Consider the following 19,926-nt stretch of genomic DNA (forward strand, 5'->3'; position numbering starts at 1 on the left):
TATGCTTCCGACGGCGCGGGGTGGGTTTTCGTTTGTGCTTCTTTTTGCATGCAAAGCGATTTGCATAGCCCGCAGCAAGAGTAGTAAAAAAGATTTTAGCTACATCTTTGAGTAAGTCCAAAACGAAATCCATTTGTATGTCACCTCCTTTCCTTCTTATACAGGAAAAGAGTGTATACCACCCGCACCTATGTAGTTGTACCATTAGACAATTTAGGTAGGGAAGCAGAGACAAGGGGTTTGTCCCCCTTGTCTCTTGATGGTATTGTTGAAAGAGAAACAAAATAACAGTATAATATCATTGATGTACCAACAGGTGGGAGGACAAACCGTGACCAAAGAAGAAGAACTCATAATGAATGTCAGGGACTTATTTAATAAAATGGTCTGGCTTAATAAGAGCAAAATGATGAAAAGCCTTGAGGGACACTTGCCTTCTGAAGTGCATTGTATGGAATCCATTGAAAAAATTACAAATCCCAATGTGACAAATCTTGCGGAGTCCCTTTATATGACTAGAGGTGCTATCAGTAAATTAACGAAAAAACTTATTAAAAAAGGCCTTATCGAAAGTTATCAGAAACCGGAGAATAAAAAGGAAATCTACTTTAGGCTCACAGAACAAGGGAAAAAAATATTCAAAATACATGAAGAGCTGCATAATGAGTTTTATGAACGAGATAAAGTTATTTTTGAACAAATAACGGAGGAACAATTTGACCATATGCTTAGTCTGGTGGAAAAATACAGTAAGCATTTGGATACGGAAATAAAGAAACAAAATCTAACAATTAATTAGTTCGGATAAGAATAATGATATTATAGGCAGACCGACTCGAGTGAGAAAGGTCTGCCTTTTTTCATCGCTAAATAATTCCAATACAAAAATAGCAGTAGTCTAATAGACCACCACTATTTACCTCTGGTTTCTTGTGAGAATGAACTCTCTATTAGTTAAATCCAGGGAAATTTGCAAGATTCGAGGCATTGCTTAAAAATAAGATAAGGGCAAAAATAGCTATCACTATAATCATTATCATGTTTTTAAATGGCTCTTTAACACGTAGCATTGCCAAAGTTCCGATTATAGCAAAAATGACAGTCAGAAGTGAACCTGTTGCGATCCAGCTTCCATCCCAATAACCGATAATTAAAGCTGCTGCTGCTACTAATTCATAGCCGCCTGTGAACACCCGAAACCATTGTGGCAGTCTCAATGATTTAAATTCTTCGATAGCTGTTTTATCGCCTGTCAATTTTCTAGAACCTGCCATTAAAAACATAAATATTAAAAATGATTGCAAAATAATCGTGACAATATGCATATTTAATATCTCCTTTTGATTATTAATAGATGTAAGAACGTTATAATTTACGTTGGTTATAGCCATATCCTTTTAGGTGGAATCTGTAGGTACGATACTTGCTTCAATTCGTAGCCAGTCCTTATAAAAATAAATAGGAATTAACGGACAAAAAAGGATAGAATCGATTTGAATAGACTAAATTCGAATTAAATCTAACACCGTTAGATACTATAACATTGATTTTATAAGGTGTAAACATTTATTTAACAGTGTTAGACAATTACAGTATATTTTTGTATGATTGATTTATTAGAAATGGAGTTGCTATTAAGTGAAAGGAAAAAAAACAAAAATCACAAAAGAAAATATTATCGATGCTTCTTGGAGATTGTTGGATAAAGTAGGTATCGAGGAATTTAGTATGAGAAAGTTAGCGGTTGAATTAAATATTCAAGCCCCATCTATTTACTGGTATTTTAAAAACAAACAGAGTATTTTCCAATCACTTGCCAATGAAATTGCGAAGGAGTCTATACTTTCCACAAAATTGGACGGAGATTGGAAGGAAAAATTGACTCATTTTGCTATCGGTATAAAAGATACCTTGAGTAAATACCCTTGCTCGGCTCAATTAATAATGAGAACCATTCCAACTGAGCCTGATTACATGATATTAATTAATGAATTACTTCAAGTGGTCGATGACTTGCCAATGGAAGACGAAGATAAATTTTCTTCTATTATGTGTCTATTAAATTACGTCATCTTTTTTGAATTAGACAAGTATGAACAAAGGAAAACACAACTATTAATATTGGAAGAATTCGGTCCAAATGATGCTCAAACATTGTTTAAACGACCCTTTGAGCATTTTCCTGATAATGGTTTAAAAGTATTAAAGAGGCTGTATAATAATGATTTGTTCGAAGAAATAGGCTCTGACCGTATGTTTGAGAATGGACTTTACATTATTATATCTGGAATTGAACAGTTAATTATTAAAAACAGCACTAGTGAACAGTAAGGAAGAAACAAAAGAAAAAAATGTCAAAAGTTACAATAATAAATGAACAGACAGCCCAATTATATAAAAGGGCTGTTTTTTTATAGGTATTGTTGACAAGGAAACAAAAATGATGTTATATTTTGTTGACGAGGAAACTAAAGTCTCTGAAAGGAGAATAATATGTCAAAAGATAAAGTTAGACAATCAGGATTACCAAAAGAAATGCTGGCGGCTGCCTGGGCTCTTGCCATTGGAGCAATTGCACCAATGCTTGATTCCACCATGGTGAATATCGCCGTCGATACACTACTTAAAGATTTCCATACTACATTAAATATTGTTCAATGGTCCATCACAGGTTATGTTTTAGCCCTTGCAATGGCAGTTCCAGTATCTGGATGGTTAATGAACAAATATAACGGAAAGAAAATTCTCATTGGTGCAGTTATCGCTTTTGGGGTCATTTCTGTTCTTGCCGGAATTAGTTGGAATATTTCAGTTTTCATTTTCTTCCGCTTGCTTCAAGGGTTTAGCGCTGGTATTATTACCACACTTATGTCAACGCTCTTGGTTAAAACAGCAGGGCCAGAAAAATTGGGGAGAGTGATGGCGATAGTAAGCACACCAATGATATTAGGTCCCATTTTAGGACCCGTCATCGGAGGTTTCATTGTTCATGGTAAATCATGGCATTGGATTTTCTTCATCAATGTGTTCATTGTCTTGATTGCTGTACCGCTTATGATGAAATATATTCCAGACTATAATCCATTCAACAAAGATAGTAAACTCGATGTTTTTGGGATCATCGATTTGTCTGTAATGAGTGCAGCACTAATCTACGGAATTACGCAAGCTGCGAACCATGCATCATTCAACAATAGCGAAACAATTGTGTGGATGGGAATTGGTCTTGTTTTAGCAATTATTTATGTTGGTTATAATCGAATCAGGAAAAATCAATGTGTGCTTCCATTAAATTTGTTTTCACACAAAAATTTCTTAGTATCCAGTGTCGGTTTATTTTTAGCCAACATTGCCATCATGGGACCCATGTTAATACTTCCGTTGTATTTTCAAAACATTCGGCATTTCTCGGTATTCGAATCAGCACTTGCATTAATTCCACAAGGAGTTGGAATGCTTGTTACAAGACCAATAATCGGAATAATGATTGATAAAATTGGTGCGAAATACGTAGTCATGGTCAGTCTTGCTCTGTCACTTATCAGTTCTATTCCACTTATCTTTATCACAGACCAAACAAGCATGATTTGGATTTCAACCATATTATTTATTCGTGGTACCAGCTTTGGGGGAATCATGCTTCCATTGACAAGTGACGCTTATACGGATCTCAACAGCAATCAACTTCCAGAAGCGAGTGTCGGTATTAATATTATTGAAAATCTTGGCTCAAGCTTTGGTACAGCTATTATCGCAACCGTTGTCGCCACTGTAGCACTAGGAGTGCAGCCAACAATTATGAATGATTTAAAAGGTTACCATGCTGGATTTTTAGTATCAGCTATTGTCCTTGTATTAATCTTTATTCCAAGTTTGTTCTTAACACATAAAAGAATGTATAAAAAAGAACCTGCACTTAAACAATGAGTGCAGGGACAAGGGGTTTGTCCCCTTGTCCCTCTAATTAAATAGATAAATACCCAAAAACCCTTGACATAAAAGTGGTGTAAATGGTAGGTTATAAAACGTAATGATTACGATTTATAAAATACATAGAGAAGAGGGGAAAAATGAAAAAACTGCTATTTAGCGTTTCGTGCTTATTATTATTAAGTGTGTTCTTAGCCGCGTGTCAAGGAACTAAAGAAGAGAAAGCGAATAAAGAGGAAAAAGATGCAGCACAGCTTGTGCATGAAGCTCCGGAAAGTATAAAAGTGGAAGGAATTGCTGATCACTATCATACTGGAGATAAGATTGAGTTAACAGCGGTATTAGATAAAGAAACAGATGCTGATCATTGGCATTGGTATAGTCGAGAAAGTGCCAATGATGAATGGAAAGTTGTTTCTGGTCAAGAAACAGCAACATTTACAGGTGAGGCGACAGTTAATGGTTTAGAAATAAAAGCAGGCTTATTCGATAGTGATGATAAGGCAGTTGCCCAATCAGTGCCAGCTCAAATTGTCATTGATGATCATCATGGACATGATGAAGCAAGTAAAAAAATATATCAAGGGTATTTTGATGATAACCAAGTAAAGGATCGCGAACTATCTGATTGGGAAGGAGATTGGCAGTCTGTTTATCCGTATCTTCTTTCTGGAGATTTAGATGAAGTGTTTGCACATAAAGCGGAAAATGGCGATATGACAAAAGAAGAATATAAGGAGTACTATACAGTAGGCTATAAAACAGATGTAGATCGCATTACCATTAAGGATAATGTTGTGACCTTTTTCGAAAAGGATAAAGAATATTCAGGAGAGTATAAATCAGATGGTTATGAAATACTCACCTATGAAAAAGGAAATAGAGGTGTACGCTTTATTTTTAAATTAGTAGATGGATCCAAGGAGATGCCTCGATATATCCAATTTAGTGACCATAATATTTTTCCAGTTGATTCCGCCCATTACCATCTATATTGGGGAGACGACCGAGAGAAACTGTTAGAAGAAGTGACGAATTGGCCAACGTATTATCCATCTGAATTAGATGCTGATGGGTTAGTCCGGGACATGTTAGCACATTAATATTTATTAAAAGTAACGAAGTTTATTTGATTTAAATAGAATGAGAAAATACTAGTTTTTAAATCGTAATCATTACGCTTTGTTTAGGGAAATGAAAGGAAGAATAAGATGAAAAAGAATTGGTTACTAGCTATTTTTCTAGGTGTAATAATGAGTGTAGTTCTTTTAGGGTGCCAAAAGGGAGAAAGTAGTTCGAATGATAAAATTTCAGTTGTGACATCCTTTTACCCAATGTATGAATTTACTCAGCAAGTGGCAGGAGATCGGGCAAATGTGTCGTTAATGGTCTCAGATGGGCAAGATGCCCATCACTATGAACCAAGTGCTAAAGACGTAGCAAAGGTTAATAAAGCAGATGTTTTCGTCTATAGTAGCGAAGAAATGGAGTATTGGGTAAACAGCTTATTAAAATCGATAGATAACGATAATCTTGTAATAGCACGGACGGCGGATGGACTAGATGTAGAGGATACGAATCAATCAGGTCATCGTCATGAACACGATCATGAAGATACCGATGGAGAAGCAAATCAGGAAAGTGATGAAAAAATAACAATCCAAGGAAAAGCGGACAACTATCACAGTGGTGACATGATTGAATTAACAGCCAGGTTAGCGGAAAAAGTAGACTATGACCACTGGCATTGGTATACGAGAGAGAGTGCGGACAAAGAATGGGTAACTGTTCCGAATCAAGGCGGACCTAAGTTTAAATATGAAGCAGCAGACGAAAGTTTCGAGGTGCGAGCAGTTTTATATGATGATGATCATAATGAATTTGCTGTGTCAGCCCCGATAGAAATAGTTGTTAATAATCATGGCCACGATTATGGGGAGGAAGCTAGTCATGAGCATGCTGATGGAGAAGAAGGCCATGACCATGGTCATGAAGCTGACAAAGATCACGACCATGAAGGTGATGCAAGTGCAGAAAAAATTGAAATTGTTGGATTAGCGGATCATTATCATACAGGAGATGTTGTATCACTTGTTGCCGAGCTTAAAGAAGAGACGGATTACGATCACTGGCATTGGTATACACGCGGCAGTGAAGAGGAGGACTGGGAAGTTGTAACTGGTCAAGGAAGTGACCAGTTTGAATACAAAACAACTGGGGAAAGCTTTGAGGTGAAAGCCACACTATTTGACGAGGAGCATCATACATTTGCCGAATCCGAGCCTGTAACTGTTTTTATTAATGATCATAACAATCACGATCCACATATTTGGTTAGATCCAGTGTTAGCCCAAGAGCAAGTGAAGATTATTCGTGATGCATTGATTAAGGCTGATCCAGATGGAAAAGACAGCTATGATAAAAATACAGCAGCTTTCATTAAAGAACTTCAAGCATTGGATAAAGAATATGAAACTACTTTAAAAGATGCCAAGAACCGAGCTTTTGTCGTACAGCACCAAGCATTTGGATATCTTGCAAAGCGCTATCATCTAGAACAAATTGCCATTGGCGGCTTATCTACAGAAGTAGAACCAAGCCCCTCTCGTATGGCAGAGATCGGAACGCTTGTTAAGGAACATAATGTTCCAGTAATCTATTATCAACATGGAGCAAACTCGGCAATTGCAAAAACAGTTGCTAATGAAACAGGGACAAAGACAGCTGTTTTGTATGATTTAGAGGTTTTATCTAAGGAACTGAAAGAAAAGGACTTAGGTTATCTAGATGCAATGCGCGAAAATCTGAAAGCATTACAGTTAAGTGTTAAGTAATAGAAGTTGAGTCAAGTTAAATAGACTGCTCGTTAATATGGAGAAAAATGTAAATAGTAAAACGTCTCAAGGTAGAGGCGTTTTTTTATTTTTTGTTCACTTAAAACACTCGATAGTTGAAGTAATATTACTCATATTCTACTACTTTATAATATAAAAAAGAATGTCTTGTTTTAATAGTAAGATAATTATCCTTCAATTATCGAGTATCGAAAGAAAAGGCCTATTAAAAAAGTAAAGTGGACTTGACGTATCATCAAATTTTATGTAAAGTAAACTTTACGTAAAGTTTACTTTACATATGGCGGTGATTATATGAAAAATAATATTAAAATCTTGCGTACTAAGTACAATTATACGCAAGATGAATTAGCTGAATTATTAGATGTATCAAGACAAACGATTATTTCATTAGAAAAAGGTCGTTACAATCCCTCGATTAATTTGGCCTTCAAGGTTTCACGAGTTTTCAATTGCAGCATTGAGGATATTTTTATCTATGAGGAGGATTAAGAATGGCAAGTAAAAAAAGTGCTAAAGAAAATCAAATCATCTACATTTTCTCCGGGTTAATAGGAGTCTCAATGGGGGGCTATCTGAACTATCAGGATATTATAGCAGGCGAATTTCCTAATGCAATAATGATTCTAGCACTCGGTATCAATCAATTGCTTCTAGCTTATTTATCACCACATATCTTCCCTAAAGATGAGCGAGCAAAAGAAATAGTGGGGAAGGCAATGACAATAAACTACTTTGTACTTTTTTTATCGTTATTAGTTTTATTTCTAGCAACAGGCTCTTTAGGATTCTTGACATTAGATGCAACGCAGGTGCTGATTATCCTTTTTTGTATCATGGTAATCACTATTCCTAGTACTATGGTCATTTATTCAAAAATAATATAGGTAATTGGTTTGGATTATATGTTAGTCTGCATTCTAATATAGTTTTGTCCTTTTTTATCCTAAAATACTACCCTTTAGCAATATAATTTCAGCAAATCCGAGTGGGAAATATTAGGATTGTTAATTTCAATAAAATACTCTAATTGCCACTTTTGCGTCTTAATAGCTTGTTTATTAGTGGGTTTATCCCATAGAGGGTAAACTCTTATGGCCATTTTTCCTTTAGTAGTAGCCGTTTTAAGAATATTATGTTTCAGGAGTACTTCCTTTGGAAAAACAAATTGTCCTAATCTATTTCTACTAGAAAATGTATTGATTACCAATAAATCGGTTGCTTTGTCACATGAAAAGGCTTGGTTTTTATTAGCATCATCTTTTTCCCAGAAGGCAACAAACTGACCTATCTTATTGGGGGTAGTCTTTGCCACTCTAAATCTAACCGATTTTGCATTCAGCTGAAATCTTCCTGCCCCATACTCAGAATTTTGAGCTTCTTCTTGGATAGATTTTATAATAAAATGATTTGGTTCATAAAAATTTTCTTTTACAAAGGATAATGCTTTATAAAATTCATTCACAATGTGTTTCCCCCATATATTTATTGTTACAATCTTTTTTGTCATTTTTCCCTTAGCTTTATTATCCTGAATTTCCTAATATTAGAAGTTGAATTATATCATGTTGAATAACTTAATGGAACATCTATTCTCTTTTGTATATATTAACTTACATATATTTGTAAGCTGTCCTTTTAAAAATATGAAAAGCTTTCCCTTCTATTTAAAGAAAGCTTCTGTTGCCTCAATGCTTTTTAGAAATATTTATTTAAGATCTGTTTAGAAAGAGTCTAATATCGGCATTTGAAGAGTCAGAGAAAAATAGATTTTCTCATTAATAATCGAATAAAGGAAGAGGCATTTTTTAGTTTTTTCATCTGTTTTGCAAGGCTGAGGGGGATTACATCAATTCTTCATTAAAACCTAATAAAGCCCAATCAATTATACGAAATCACGTTAGTATCTCCGTATAATTGTCGGGCTTTAGTGGGGTGACTTATCGCGTCTTTCTTCAGGGTAGTTATTTATTTAGCATGATCTCTTCCAGTTCATCTAGCATTTGATTGGCTGCGATAACACCGCCTGCTGTATTCCATACTGCATCGCTTACTTCATAAGCATTTCCTTTTTTGACGACATCTAGGTTCTTCCATAGGGAGTCGCTTGTCCATTCTTTTGCCGTATCTAAGGCTTTTTGGTCATCTTGTGGAGCATAGGTAAAGTAGAAAAGGATATCTGCATCCATTTTCGGGATAGCCTCTTTTCCTACTTCAATAGCAAGATTACCAAGCTGATTATCTGCAGTGAAAAGCGATTTTTGCTGTTCCGCACGTTTGAATCCTAATTCATCCAAAATTACACCTGAAAAAGAGTCCGTATAATATATCCGGGAAGTTCCAGCCATAAATCGGACCACAGAAACTTCTTGATTTACTTTATCCCCTAATTTTGCTTTTACTTCTGCAACATGGTCTGCAAATGCGCTAAGCACTTTTTTTCCTTCTTCTTCTTTGTTCAGTGCTTTTGCATATAATTCAAAGTTATCCTTCCAATCACCTCTTAAAGTTTCGGAAAAAACAGTTGGAGCGATAGCACGTAGTTTGTCATAGATAGCTTCTTGGCGTATCTTTGTTCCAATAATTAGATCTGGTTTTAATGAAGCGATTTTTTCTAAATTTACTTCGTGTTCTACTCCAACTACTTCCACACCATCCATATCTTTTTTGATGTGATCGTACCATGGATTTCCCAGCCATGATTGTACGGCCCCAACTGGTTTAATCCCTAAAGCCAGAAGTGCTTCTGTTCCTTCATTCGTCAATACGACAACACGCTTTGGTGTCCCTTTAATTTCCGTTTTTCCCATTGCATGTTCAATTGTATAAGGTTTATTATCCGATGTGTTTGTATCGCTGGAGGTTTCTTTATTTCCTGATACTTCTTTTTCGTTATTTCCGCATCCTGCCAGCACAACAAATATAATTACCAATAATGATACCAGCATTGGAGTAAATCGTTTTTGTTGAAAATATGTAAGCATATTTGCCTCCCCTTTTTATTTGATAATGATTTTCAATAACAATTAGATAATATTTTATAATGAAAAATATGTCAATCATTAATTGAAAATGATTCTCATAGTCATTGACAGTCCCTATGACTTCTCCTAAACTAAAAATAGAAACTATTAGAGAGGGAAAACTACATGTTACTATTGAATAACAGAAGGAGAATCATTGGGCTTATTATTGGTTTACTATTATTATGTACTATTTTCATTTTTAGTATTGTACTAGGTTACGCCGATACGAGCTTTAAGACAGCCATACAAGCTTTTCAGCAGTTCAATGGTTCGAATGAGCATATTATTATTAAAGAAGTTCGCCTTCCTAGAGCATTAATTGGAACTATCGTTGGCAGCAGTTTAGCGATTACAGGGGCTTTATTACAGGCACTGACTAAAAATCCCTTGGCTTCTCCGGATATACTGGGCATTAATTCAGGAGCCAGTTTTTTTGTCATTATAGGACTTTTCTTTTTTTCTATTAATTCATTACAAGCATTTGCTTGGCTTGCCTTTTTAGGTGCAGCCGCCGCTGGATTAATTGTTTATTTTCTAGGATCTTTAGGTAATGAAGGACTGACACCAATAAAATTAACACTAGCCGGCGCAGCCATGGCAGCCATGTTTTCATCGTTTGCTCATGGATTTTTAGTCATGAATGAATCTGCCTTAGAAGAAGTTTTATTTTGGATGGCTGGTTCCGTCCAAGGAAGAAGCTTGGAGATTTTATTTTCTGTTCTACCTTATATGATTATCGGAACTTTGCTAGCTTTTTTAATTTCTAATAAAATGAATGTTTATAGCATGGGAGAAGATGTAGCAAGAGGACTTGGCCAGCGTACAGGTACCGTCAAATTGCTGATTGGCATCTCGGTTATCCTGCTTTCGGGCTCGGCGGTTGCAGTAGCTGGTCCCATTGGCTTTATTGGTATAGTTGTTCCTCATATAGTAAAATGGCTGGTTGGTAATGACTACCGCTGGATACTACCCTTTTGCAGCATTACAGGAGGAATCTTGTTATTGTTGGCCGATATTGGTGCTCGATTAATCCTTATGCCCCAAGAAGTACCTGTTGGAATAATGACTGCCATCATTGGCACCCCTTTCTTTATATACATAGCACGAAATGGAGGAAAGTCTTCATGAAGAAATATTTATCGTTTAGAACGGCCAATGACAAGATTTCCTTTTTAGTGGATCGTAGAGCATTATTCCTTACATCAATATTCCTTATCATTCTGCTAGTAGCTTTTTTCATAAGTGCAGGTATTGGGGAAGATTACATTTCTCCTTGGCAGATCATAACTATTTTATCTGGGCATGGTTCGGATTTTGACACTTTAATTGTCCGGTCGTTCCGAATGCCGCGAATTCTCTTAGCTATATTAGTGGGAATGAGTTTGGCAGTTGCTGGGGCTATAATACAAGCAGTTGTACGAAACCCTTTAGCTTCTCCTGATATTATTGGAATTACAGGTGGTGCCTCAGTAGCTATTGTCCTATTTTTGGCTTTATTTAGTGACATGAATCACTCATTAACGATAAGCATTAAGTGGATGCCTTTAGCAGCTTTTATCGGGGCATCTTTTGTAGCGTTTCTACTATATGTACTTGCATGGAAAAAAGGTGTTTCACCTGTACGTCTCGTCCTAGTTGGAATTGGTTTATGGTCGTTAACAAAGGCATTGACCAACTTGTTCATGATCTTAGGGCCTATTTATCAGGCTAGTCAAGCAAATATTTGGCTTACTGGTTCTGTCAGTACTGCCGATTGGAAAAAGATTCAGATTGCTGCACCTATTATTCTTCTATTATTGATACTATCTTTTATTATGGTAAGGACTTTAAACATTCAAGATTTCGGAGAAGAAATAGTAATTGGCTTAGGTTCTAAAGTACAGCAGCAGCGCCTTTTTTTATTGCTGATTAGTACAGCTTTAATTGGCACAGCTGTAGCGTTTGCAGGTGGAATTGGCTTTGTTGGGCTGATGGCACCTCATATAGCTAGAAAATTAGTTGGTTCTTCTTTTGGTGCGCTATTGCCTTTATCTGCTTTAATTGGCACAATTCTAGTCCTCATAGCAGATACAATCGGTCGAACTTTATTCCTTCCGATTGAAGTTCCTGCGGGAATATTTACTGCTGCTATTGGAGCGCCCTATTTCATTTTTCTTTTATATAAGCAGCGAAAAGTATAGGAAGGAGAAGTTAAACAATGGTTCTTTTAGAGACAAATTCCTTGACCATATCTTATGGAGATACAGTCATTATAGATGATTTATATATGAAGATTCCTAAAGGAGAAATCACTGTGTTTATTGGCAGTAATGGCTGTGGAAAATCAACACTGTTACGTTCATTAGCTCGTTTATTAAAACCACAGTCTGGATCCATTTTAATTGAAGCACAAAAAATTTCTGAGCTGTCCACCAAAGAAATCGCCAAGCAATTAGCAATTCTTCCGCAAGGCCCTGTTGCTCCAGAAGGGTTAACGGTTTTGCAATTAGTAAAACAAGGCCGTTATCCATATCAAAAATGGTACAGACAATGGTCGGAGGAAGATGAACAAATCGTTCATAACGCTCTTGAGGCAACGGGTATGTCTGCACTGAGCGATCGTCTGGTTGATTCGTTATCTGGAGGACAAAGACAACGTGCCTGGGTTGCAATGACCCTTGCACAAAATACCAACATTATCTTGCTGGATGAACCGACAACCTACCTGGATATGACCCACCAAATCGAGGTTCTGGACTTATTATTCGAATTAAATGAAAAAGAAAACCGTACGATTGTAATGGTTCTTCATGACTTAAATCTAGCCTGTCGCTATGCCAATAATCTAATTGCAATTAAGGATAGATCTGTTTATGTACAGGGAAAACCGGAAGAAGTAATTACAGCAAAGATGGTTAAAGACGTTTTTAACCTAGAATGTGAAGTGACTGAAGATCCTCTCTTTGGGACGCCATTATGTATCCCTCATGGCAAAGGTCGCAATATAAAAAAATTGCATGATTATTAATGGCTCCATCAACCAATTGACAATTTTGCATAGTAGGGGCCCATTTTCAATTACTACATTATATAAGCCCTTCATAACAGGAGGGCTAATGTATGTTTCTTTTCTTAATTAAGTTATTATTAATTATTAGGCTGAAGGGAACATTCTGACGAAGAAATAAATATAAGATTATTTCCTAATCTATAAGGTAGTGATTTAAAACCAAAAATCAATTTACTTCTGTAAGCTGTCCGAATTTGTCTCTTTTATTTAAAGAATATGCTTCAAATGAAATCACTCATTAACTATGTCCAACTATTAAATGTGGTATATATGGCTCTTCTAGAAATGCAGCCTCATTCGCTGTTAACTTAATGGTTAGGGCACCAACGGCATCTACCAGATGAGATATTTTAGTTGCTCCAATGATAGGGGACGATACCGTTTCTTTTTGCAGCAACCAAGCAAGCGCAATCTGAGTACGGGGAACACCATATTTTTTTGCAAGTTCTGCAACTCGCTCTACCACTAATCGATCAGTATCCGCAGTTGCGTCGTATTTAGATTTTTGAATTTGATCTGTTTCTGAACGGTACGTTGTTTGCGACCAATCACGCGTCAATCTCCCTGATGCTAGTGGACTGTATGGTGTTACACCGATTCTTTCCTCCTTACAAAGTGGGAGCATTTCTCGTTCTTCTTCGCGGTAAATAAGGTTTAAATGATTCTGCATGGAGACAAATTTAGTCCAGCCATTCTTTTCTGCTACGTGTAGTGCCTTTTGAAATTGCCATGCAAACATAGCAGATGCCCCAATATATCTTACCTTACCAGCCTTTACAATATCATGTAATGCTTCCATTGTTTCTTCAATAGGAGTATGGTAATCCCAGCGATGAATAATATAAAGGTCTACGTAATCTGTTTCCAACCTGTGAAGACTTTTATCAATTTCACTCATAATTGCTTTTCGTGAAAGTCCGGATCCATTTGGTCCTTCATGGATTTGCCCATATATTTTCGTTGCTATTACCACTTCATCACGATTCGCGTATTCCTTTAGAGCTCTCCCTAGATATTCTTCACTTGTCCCTTGAGAATACACATTTGCTGTATCGAAAAAATTAATCCCCAACTCAAGTGCTTTATTGATAATAGAACGAGACTCCTTTTCACTAAGTACCCATTGGTGGATCCATTTGTTCGCATCCCCAAAGCCCATACAACCTAAACATAATCGCGATATATCTAAGCCTGTATTACCGAGTTTTGTGTATTCCATGTTAATCCCCCTCGCTGTTTGAAGTTATTTCTATCTTGCTATTTATAAATTCATCCTACCAAATTGATCCTCAATTAATTGCAGAGCCTGAACTTCATCTATTCCCACGAACCTTATGTGGAATAGATCACCAGGTCTAATATCAAGGGACATAACATCCATGATTGACTCAAGTGTATAATCCAATTCAACTGTAATCCCTTTGTATTCAACAACTACTTTTGATAGATGTTTATTAGAAATACGTACTAATGTACTTGCTAGACGAGCCAATCCAATACTAGCGCTAAAGTGATATTGTTTTTCAATCATGACATTTACTCCTAGCTCTTTTTGAATATATTAGGCTATGTCTATTATGCAACAGATGAAAGCGTAAACGTTATCTTAATCCTTTCAAGTTTTTGCTTAATCCTATCAAAATCATTTACACAATCGACAAATATAAGATAGAATGTGACTATCAAAAATGCTGGAGAATCCCATATGTCTAGAAAAATCAACTTACATCTGCAAGAACTTGCCGAACTCATTGAACGTTATTCAGAAGAGGATGGGGTTCATTCAACTGCTATCCACTCACTCTTCCTAATCCGTGAATCAATTACTTCCGAACCAATTGCCAGAGTAAACGAAACATCCTTTTGCCTTATCGTTCAAGGGGAGAAGGAAGTATTATTATCAAAGGAACGCTTTAGGTATGGTTATGGCAACTACATTGTTGCATCAGCTGACTTGCCGGTTACCGGAAGAGTAGTAAAAGCCTCTTCTGACACTCCTTATTTGGCTCTTAAGCTTGAATTTACACCTCATCAAATCGTAGAAGTATTGAGTGAAGCTGATATTCAAATGGGCATGAAGAAAAATACCAAGCGTGCTATGTATGTCAGCAAGATAGAGCCATTTCTTTTGGATGCTGTTATTAGGTTAGCTAGATTGCTAGAAAAACCGGAACATATCCCCGTACTAGCACCGTTATTTACAAAGGAAATTCTCTATTGGATTTTACATGGTCCGCACGGAGAATCTTTAGAACAAATGGCTATAGAGGGCAGCAAAGGTAAGCGAATAAGAAATGTTATTGAATATATTATCAACAATTATACTCGCTCTATTAAAATTGAGGAACTTGCAAAAATAGCTAATATGAGTAATGCTTCTCTCCATAGGCACTTCAAAGAGGTTACAGCCATGAGCCCTAATTATTTCAAAAAACAATTGAGACTCCAGGAAGCTAGGCGCTTATTATTAGCTGATTCGTCAGATATTGCTAATATCGCATTTAGGGTAGGCTATGAAAGTCCATCGCAATTTAGTCGAGATTATTCTCGTATGTTTGGTCTTCCACCAAGGGAGGATGCTAATCGAATGAGAGAGAAATCAGATAAAAGATAAATCGGGTGCTCTATGCTTTTGCTTCTTTCTATACAAAGTATCCGAGAAAACAGGACAGAAGGATAGGGGAAGAGAATTTATATTTATCATTAAGTAGAAGGGGCAATCGATAGAGTTTGCTTTTTTTAGGCTGAAAAATCGCCCCTCCACTTTATCTTGTTGGAATGTAGCTTTAACTCGCTTGCTGACCTAAAGCATGGTTCATTTCGACACACATGAGAATAAAAGCACCTGCGCCATGTAAATCGTTCTCGCTAGTAGGACGGACAATATAGTGTTGATAGTCCCCGATTCCTGTACCAATGCAGATATTACCAATGATTAGATTTCCATTCGTATCATATTTTAATGTATCAATCACACCTTGATAGCCTTTCTGAGCAAATGGCAAATACTTGTCTTCTAGATAGCCTAAACGGACTGCTTTAGCGATGGCATGAACAAACAGGGAAGAGCAAGAGTTTTCCAGCCAGTTGTCGGATAAATGTCCTTTATCAATTACTTGATACCATAAACCGCTGTTCGAATCTTGGTATTTGGTTAAAGCAATTAACAGGTCTTGAAGCATACTTGTTAATGCTTTTTTATCTTTATGGTCTTCAGGGAGGTATTCCAATATTTCCAAGAGAGCTGCAGGGACCCAGCCAATTGCTCTGCCCCAAAATTCTGGAGCGGCTCCAGTAATGGGATCTGCCCATTCGGCAGCTTTGGTTTCATCCCAGCCATGATATAACAAGCCAGTTTCTGGATCCTTCGTATGTTTCTCCAGTAATAGTGCTTGGTGTGTGATCATGTCAGCATATTCTGTTTCTCCGAAGGCTTTTGCAAACTGGACGGCAATTGGGCCTCCCATATACAAACCGTCCAGCCACATTTGATTTGGATAATGTTCCTTATGCCAGAAACCGCCAGAGGGATTGCACTTTAAGGTCTTTAATAAGGGAACAATATGATAAAGTGCTTTTTTGTATCGTTCATCGCCTGTTTGTTCATAAAGATTGAAAAGAAGCACACCTGGCTGCATATCATCCAGTTCATCTGTTTTTAATTTGGTGACGCTTCCATCTTCGCGAACATGGCTGTCGACCCATTTCTTAATATAAGTAAAATACTTATCCTTTTTCGTTTCTTTCCAGCATTTCTCCATCCCAGATAAAAAGACTCCTTGATGATAATGAAATCGTTCTGGTGGAAGTTGTTCAGCTTCAAATTTAGTCATTATTGTTTCACAAGCCTTCTCCGCCCATTGGATAGGGGTTAAAGTTTCATTAGCCTTCACATAAGTGCTAGATTCAGAGAATGTCAACCTGATATTCCTCCTTCCTAAATATAAGACTAGGGTAGCACAGAATTATGTACTATTTTTGCGAGAAAATCCAAAAACTTCTTATATCTTGCAATTTTGGGTACGTATAATAAAGATAATAAGGGAAAAAGGGGAGGGGAATAAACTGAGAGATATTTTATTTAATAATGCGGGGGAGACATTCATAGTGTCCCAGCGAAAAGCATTAAGCCATCATATGCCAGCTAATCATTTCCATAGTACATTGGAAATCTACTATTTAATCTCTGGCAAACGGGAATTTTTTATTAAGGATCGTACTATAGTAATTCACCAAGGAGATATTGTTATTATTTCTCCTAATATCCTCCATCGGACAACAAATACAGAAAAGCCAAAACATGAGCGGTTTATAGTTAATATTCATGAAAAACATCTTGCGCAAATAAGTCCTTCTTATCTAGATATTTATCAACCCTTGTTTGAGAATGATTACCTTATTGTTAGGTGCCCGCTGAATGAGTTACTTGCCATAGATAGTCTTTCGCAAAAGGTTATTGAAGAGATTCAAGAGCAAAGACCAGGCTATGAAATATATATCCAAACATTGGTCCTACAGATGCTTATTATTTGCTGCCGGCATATTAAACAGAATAACACGCAGCCATTAGAATCGCCGAGCCCGATGCATGAGAGAATCTCGGAGGTTGTACGTTATCTCAACAGCCATTATATGAATAAACTTTCGCTTCAATCAGTGGCAGAGAAATTCTATATTAGTCCATACTACTTAAGTCGTTTTTTTAAAGAGGCAACAGGGTTTACCTTTGTAGAGTACTTGAACAGTGTGCGGATTAAAGAGGCGAAGAAGCTATTGGAGAGTTCTTCAATGAAAGTAAACTTAATATCCAAAAAAGTTGGCTTTGGAAGTGTTACCCATTTTGGCAGGGTATTTAAGGAAGTGACTGGGTATGTTCCATTGTATTATAGAAAAATGAAGAGATAGGAAAGGCGATGATACCATCGAAGGAAGGGAGACATTTTATGAGGCTAAATAAATTAGAATTTTTCTTGCGACGGATTCGACTATCCAGAAATTGGAAGATAACAACTATCAAGGAGGCTTGGGAGAGTTCCTTCAAGGTTATTTCACAAAGGATGTGCAAATAATGAATCATGCAATCGGAGGAAAAAGCTCGAAAACCTTTGGCGAGGAAGACAGATTAAAAAGAATAACGGAGGACATAGGTGCAGAAACAATATGAAGCAGCGATTGTCGATGGTGCAGGAGGATTTCAGCGTATCAGCTTTGAGGCAGGGAGGCAGAAGTCCTTTTGCTTCTTTTTTTGCTAAAGGAGAATTTTCTCCCTTCCCTTCTACAAAACCTAATCTTGAACAGAATCTCCTCTTAAATTAAACTTAAACTAAATCATCAAGTCCTAGGAGAAACTAACAATGCAAAAAATCATGATTATCGAAGACGATGTAAAAATCGCAGAACATCTCAGCGCCTACATAAAGAAATATCAATATGAAGTAATTACAGCCATCGATTTTGAAACCATAATGGAGACATTTAGAAGGGAAAAACCAGACCTTATTCTATTAGACATTAACCTTCCAAGCTTCGATGGTTACTATTGGTGCCGGCAAATTCGCAAAGAATCCCTTTGCCCGGTCATTTTCATTTCAGCAAGAACGGGCGAAATGGATCAAGTAATGGCAATTGAAAATGGTGGGGATGATTTTATTACAAAGCCATTTCATCCTGATATTGTGATGGCGAAAATTAGAAGCCAGCTCCGCCGAGCATATGGGGAATATTCCTTAAAACATGAGGAAAGAGTGCTTCGTGAAGGGGATTTGAGCTTATATCCAGAACGGTTTGAATTACGATTTAAAGACAAAGTAACGCAATTAACGAAAAAAGAAACAGACATTATCGAAAGCTTACTTGATCGCTACCCACGTGTTGCTGGCCGGCAAGATTTATTAGCAAAGCTTTGGGATGATGAAGCATATGTCGACGAGAATACATTGAATGTGAATATCACGCGTGTTCGGAAAAAATTTCAAGAGCTAGGGATTGAGGAGGCAGTAGAAACAGTAAGGGGAGCGGGATATCGCTTGCGGCCGACTTGGAAAGAGGAACAAGCATGAAGCTATTTATTCGCGAGCATTTTTTATTTATTATCATACAGCTCATCCAATGTCTTTTGATTCCGTTTATATTTTGGCTGGATGGTTACCGAGGAATTAGAGTCTGTCTATATGCTATTTTCTTATCAATCGTATTTTTAACAGTATTTTTACTATATCAATATGTGAGTAGAAGAAAATTTTATCAAAGGCTTGAACATTCAATCGGAACATTAGATGGTTCTTTAGATACGACGGAAGCAAAACCAATTTCGGAGGCTCTCGATCAGTTGCTAATGGTACAGTATCGTTTATATCAAGAAGAAATTCAAAAAGCAGAGGACAGGCAAGATGAGCATCTCCTCTTTATGGATCGCTGGGTCCATCAAATGAAGACACCTCTCTCGATTATTGAGCTGACAGCACAAACGCTTGATGAGCCAGAATCATCGAGTATCCGGGAAGAGACAGACCGGATGCGAAACGGACTGAATACCGTTCTTTATATGGCGAGACTTCGCACCATTGCAGAAGATTTTCAAATTAAGCCTGTCGTTCTTTCTAAGTTAATACATGAGGTGAATCAAGAAAATAAGCGTTTTTATATTCGCAATGAAGTGTATCCGCAATTTAAAGAAGAAAAGCAAGGCATTACTGTAGAGACAGATGAAAAGTGGCTATTCTTTCTCCTGACACAACTTGTTCATAATGCTGTGAAATATTCGGCAGGGAAAGCAAATCATCTCATTATTTCTTTATATGAACAATCAGGAGAAGCTGTTCTGGAGGTGCAAGATTTTGGTGTTGGTATACCAATTGTAGATCAGAAGCGTATTTTTAATAAATTCTATACAGGAGAAAATGGTCGCAAATATCGAGAATCTACCGGTATGGGGCTTTATTTAGTAAAAGAAGTGGCAGAGAGATTAGAGCATCGTCTGGAATTGGAGTCAAAGGTCGGAATAGGTACAACGATAAGGATTATTTTTTCTGATACACAAAACCTTACATCAATGTAAGATTGCTGA

Annotated in this window: 20 protein-coding genes; 14 read left to right on the forward strand and 6 right to left on the reverse strand. The window is 36.8% G+C overall.

Annotated elements, in window-relative coordinates; all coding sequences use genetic code 11:
- Positions 1–304 precede the first annotated feature (304 nt).
- Positions 305–799 carry a MarR family transcriptional regulator gene (locus tag BCI01S_RS15720; protein ID WP_285850735.1) on the forward strand — a complete coding sequence of 165 codons (495 nt, stop codon included), beginning with the start codon at positions 305–307 and terminating at the stop codon, positions 797–799.
- A 151-nt stretch (positions 800–950) separates the two neighbouring features.
- Here the strand turns inward: BCI01S_RS15720 and BCI01S_RS15725 are convergent, their stop codons facing one another.
- On the reverse strand, positions 951–1,325 hold the full coding sequence (locus tag BCI01S_RS15725) for a DoxX family protein (RefSeq protein WP_061799944.1): 375 nt from the start codon (positions 1,323–1,325) through the stop codon (positions 951–953).
- A gap of 313 nt (positions 1,326–1,638) precedes the next feature.
- On the opposite strand from BCI01S_RS15725, the gene BCI01S_RS15730 reads away from it, so the two are divergent.
- The 6 genes from BCI01S_RS15730 (at position 1,639) to BCI01S_RS15755 (ending at position 7,672) form a co-directional block, all read left to right on the forward strand.
- Positions 1,639–2,331 carry a TetR/AcrR family transcriptional regulator gene (locus tag BCI01S_RS15730; protein WP_061799949.1) on the forward strand — a complete coding sequence of 231 codons (693 nt, stop codon included), beginning with the start codon at positions 1,639–1,641 and terminating at the stop codon, positions 2,329–2,331.
- Positions 2,332–2,493: 162 nt separating this feature from the next.
- Complete coding sequence (locus tag BCI01S_RS15735; protein ID WP_061799952.1) at positions 2,494–3,927, forward strand: MDR family MFS transporter; 1,434 nt, start codon at positions 2,494–2,496, stop codon at positions 3,925–3,927.
- A gap of 143 nt (positions 3,928–4,070) precedes the next feature.
- A complete protein-coding gene (locus BCI01S_RS15740; protein WP_061799954.1) occupies positions 4,071–5,033 on the forward strand; it encodes a ZinT family metal-binding protein in 963 nt (320 codons plus the stop codon).
- A 108-nt stretch (positions 5,034–5,141) separates the two neighbouring features.
- On the forward strand, positions 5,142–6,764 hold the full coding sequence (locus BCI01S_RS15745; RefSeq protein ID WP_061799959.1) for a metal ABC transporter solute-binding protein, Zn/Mn family: 1,623 nt from the start codon (positions 5,142–5,144) through the stop codon (positions 6,762–6,764).
- Positions 6,765–7,079: 315 nt separating this feature from the next.
- Positions 7,080–7,277: a helix-turn-helix transcriptional regulator gene (locus BCI01S_RS15750; protein ID WP_061799961.1), complete on the forward strand. Its 198-nt coding sequence runs from the start codon at positions 7,080–7,082 to the stop codon at positions 7,275–7,277.
- Between the two features lie 2 nt (positions 7,278–7,279).
- A complete protein-coding gene (locus BCI01S_RS15755) occupies positions 7,280–7,672 on the forward strand; it encodes a hypothetical protein (RefSeq protein WP_061799963.1) in 393 nt (130 codons plus the stop codon).
- 74 nt (positions 7,673–7,746) lie between these two features.
- On the opposite strand, the gene BCI01S_RS15760 is transcribed toward BCI01S_RS15755, so the two are convergent.
- Together BCI01S_RS15760 and BCI01S_RS15765 are read right to left on the reverse strand one after the other, a co-directional pair.
- Positions 7,747–8,250, reverse strand: coding sequence for a MepB family protein (locus BCI01S_RS15760; RefSeq protein WP_061799964.1), 504 nt, complete (start codon positions 8,248–8,250; stop codon positions 7,747–7,749).
- A 499-nt stretch (positions 8,251–8,749) separates the two neighbouring features.
- A complete protein-coding gene (locus tag BCI01S_RS15765) occupies positions 8,750–9,769 on the reverse strand; it encodes an ABC transporter substrate-binding protein (RefSeq protein WP_061799966.1) in 1,020 nt (339 codons plus the stop codon).
- 165 nt (positions 9,770–9,934) lie between these two features.
- Between BCI01S_RS15765 and BCI01S_RS15770 the strand changes: the two genes are divergently transcribed.
- Genes BCI01S_RS15770 through BCI01S_RS15780 form a run of 3 tightly spaced genes read left to right on the forward strand, consistent with a single transcriptional unit; the run spans position 9,935 to position 12,818 of the window.
- Positions 9,935–10,939, forward strand: coding sequence for a FecCD family ABC transporter permease (locus BCI01S_RS15770; protein ID WP_061799967.1), 1,005 nt, complete (start codon positions 9,935–9,937; stop codon positions 10,937–10,939).
- Positions 10,936–11,991 carry a FecCD family ABC transporter permease gene (locus BCI01S_RS15775; RefSeq protein WP_061799969.1) on the forward strand — a complete coding sequence of 352 codons (1,056 nt, stop codon included), beginning with the start codon at positions 10,936–10,938 and terminating at the stop codon, positions 11,989–11,991. The genes BCI01S_RS15770 and BCI01S_RS15775 overlap by 4 nt, the downstream gene beginning before the upstream one ends.
- 17 nt (positions 11,992–12,008) lie before the next feature.
- The gene (locus tag BCI01S_RS15780) at positions 12,009–12,818 is read left to right on the forward strand and encodes an ABC transporter ATP-binding protein (protein ID WP_061799971.1); all 810 of its coding nucleotides are present in this window, start codon (positions 12,009–12,011) and stop codon (positions 12,816–12,818) included.
- Positions 12,819–13,098: 280 nt separating this feature from the next.
- Here BCI01S_RS15780 and BCI01S_RS15785 read toward each other — a convergent pair whose 3' ends face one another.
- Both BCI01S_RS15785 and BCI01S_RS15790 read right to left on the reverse strand, forming a co-directional pair.
- Positions 13,099–14,079, reverse strand: a complete 981-nt coding sequence (locus BCI01S_RS15785) for an aldo/keto reductase (protein WP_061799973.1) — start codon at positions 14,077–14,079, stop codon at positions 13,099–13,101.
- 42 nt (positions 14,080–14,121) lie between these two features.
- Entirely contained in the window at positions 14,122–14,391 is a 270-nt protein-coding gene (locus BCI01S_RS15790; protein WP_061799975.1) for an HPr family phosphocarrier protein, read from the reverse strand.
- A gap of 174 nt (positions 14,392–14,565) precedes the next feature.
- Here BCI01S_RS15790 and BCI01S_RS15795 point away from each other — a divergent pair, with 174 nt between their 5' ends.
- Positions 14,566–15,474 (forward strand): AraC family transcriptional regulator, encoded by a 909-nt coding sequence (locus tag BCI01S_RS15795; RefSeq protein ID WP_061799977.1) that lies wholly within the window; start codon positions 14,566–14,568, stop codon positions 15,472–15,474.
- A gap of 172 nt (positions 15,475–15,646) precedes the next feature.
- Here BCI01S_RS15795 and BCI01S_RS15800 read toward each other — a convergent pair whose 3' ends face one another.
- Entirely contained in the window at positions 15,647–16,780 is a 1,134-nt protein-coding gene (locus BCI01S_RS15800) for a glycoside hydrolase family 88/105 protein (RefSeq protein ID WP_268874858.1), read from the reverse strand.
- Between the two features lie 187 nt (positions 16,781–16,967).
- Here BCI01S_RS15800 and BCI01S_RS15805 point away from each other — a divergent pair, with 187 nt between their 5' ends.
- The 3 genes from BCI01S_RS15805 to BCI01S_RS15815 all read left to right on the forward strand — a co-directional run bounded on the left by BCI01S_RS15805 (position 16,968) and on the right by BCI01S_RS15815 (position 19,917).
- On the forward strand, positions 16,968–17,765 hold the full coding sequence (locus BCI01S_RS15805) for a helix-turn-helix transcriptional regulator (RefSeq protein WP_309325770.1): 798 nt from the start codon (positions 16,968–16,970) through the stop codon (positions 17,763–17,765).
- Between the two features lie 449 nt (positions 17,766–18,214).
- Positions 18,215–18,919 carry a response regulator transcription factor gene (locus tag BCI01S_RS15810; protein ID WP_047943270.1) on the forward strand — a complete coding sequence of 235 codons (705 nt, stop codon included), beginning with the start codon at positions 18,215–18,217 and terminating at the stop codon, positions 18,917–18,919.
- Complete coding sequence (locus BCI01S_RS15815; RefSeq protein ID WP_047943269.1) at positions 18,916–19,917, forward strand: sensor histidine kinase; 1,002 nt, start codon at positions 18,916–18,918, stop codon at positions 19,915–19,917. The genes BCI01S_RS15810 and BCI01S_RS15815 overlap by 4 nt, the downstream gene beginning before the upstream one ends.
- The last annotated feature ends 9 nt before the right edge of the window (positions 19,918–19,926 follow it).

The sequence above is a fragment of the Niallia circulans NBRC 13626 genome (assembly GCF_001591585.1).
GTDB lineage: Bacteria > Bacillota > Bacilli > Bacillales > Cytobacillaceae > Niallia > Niallia circulans.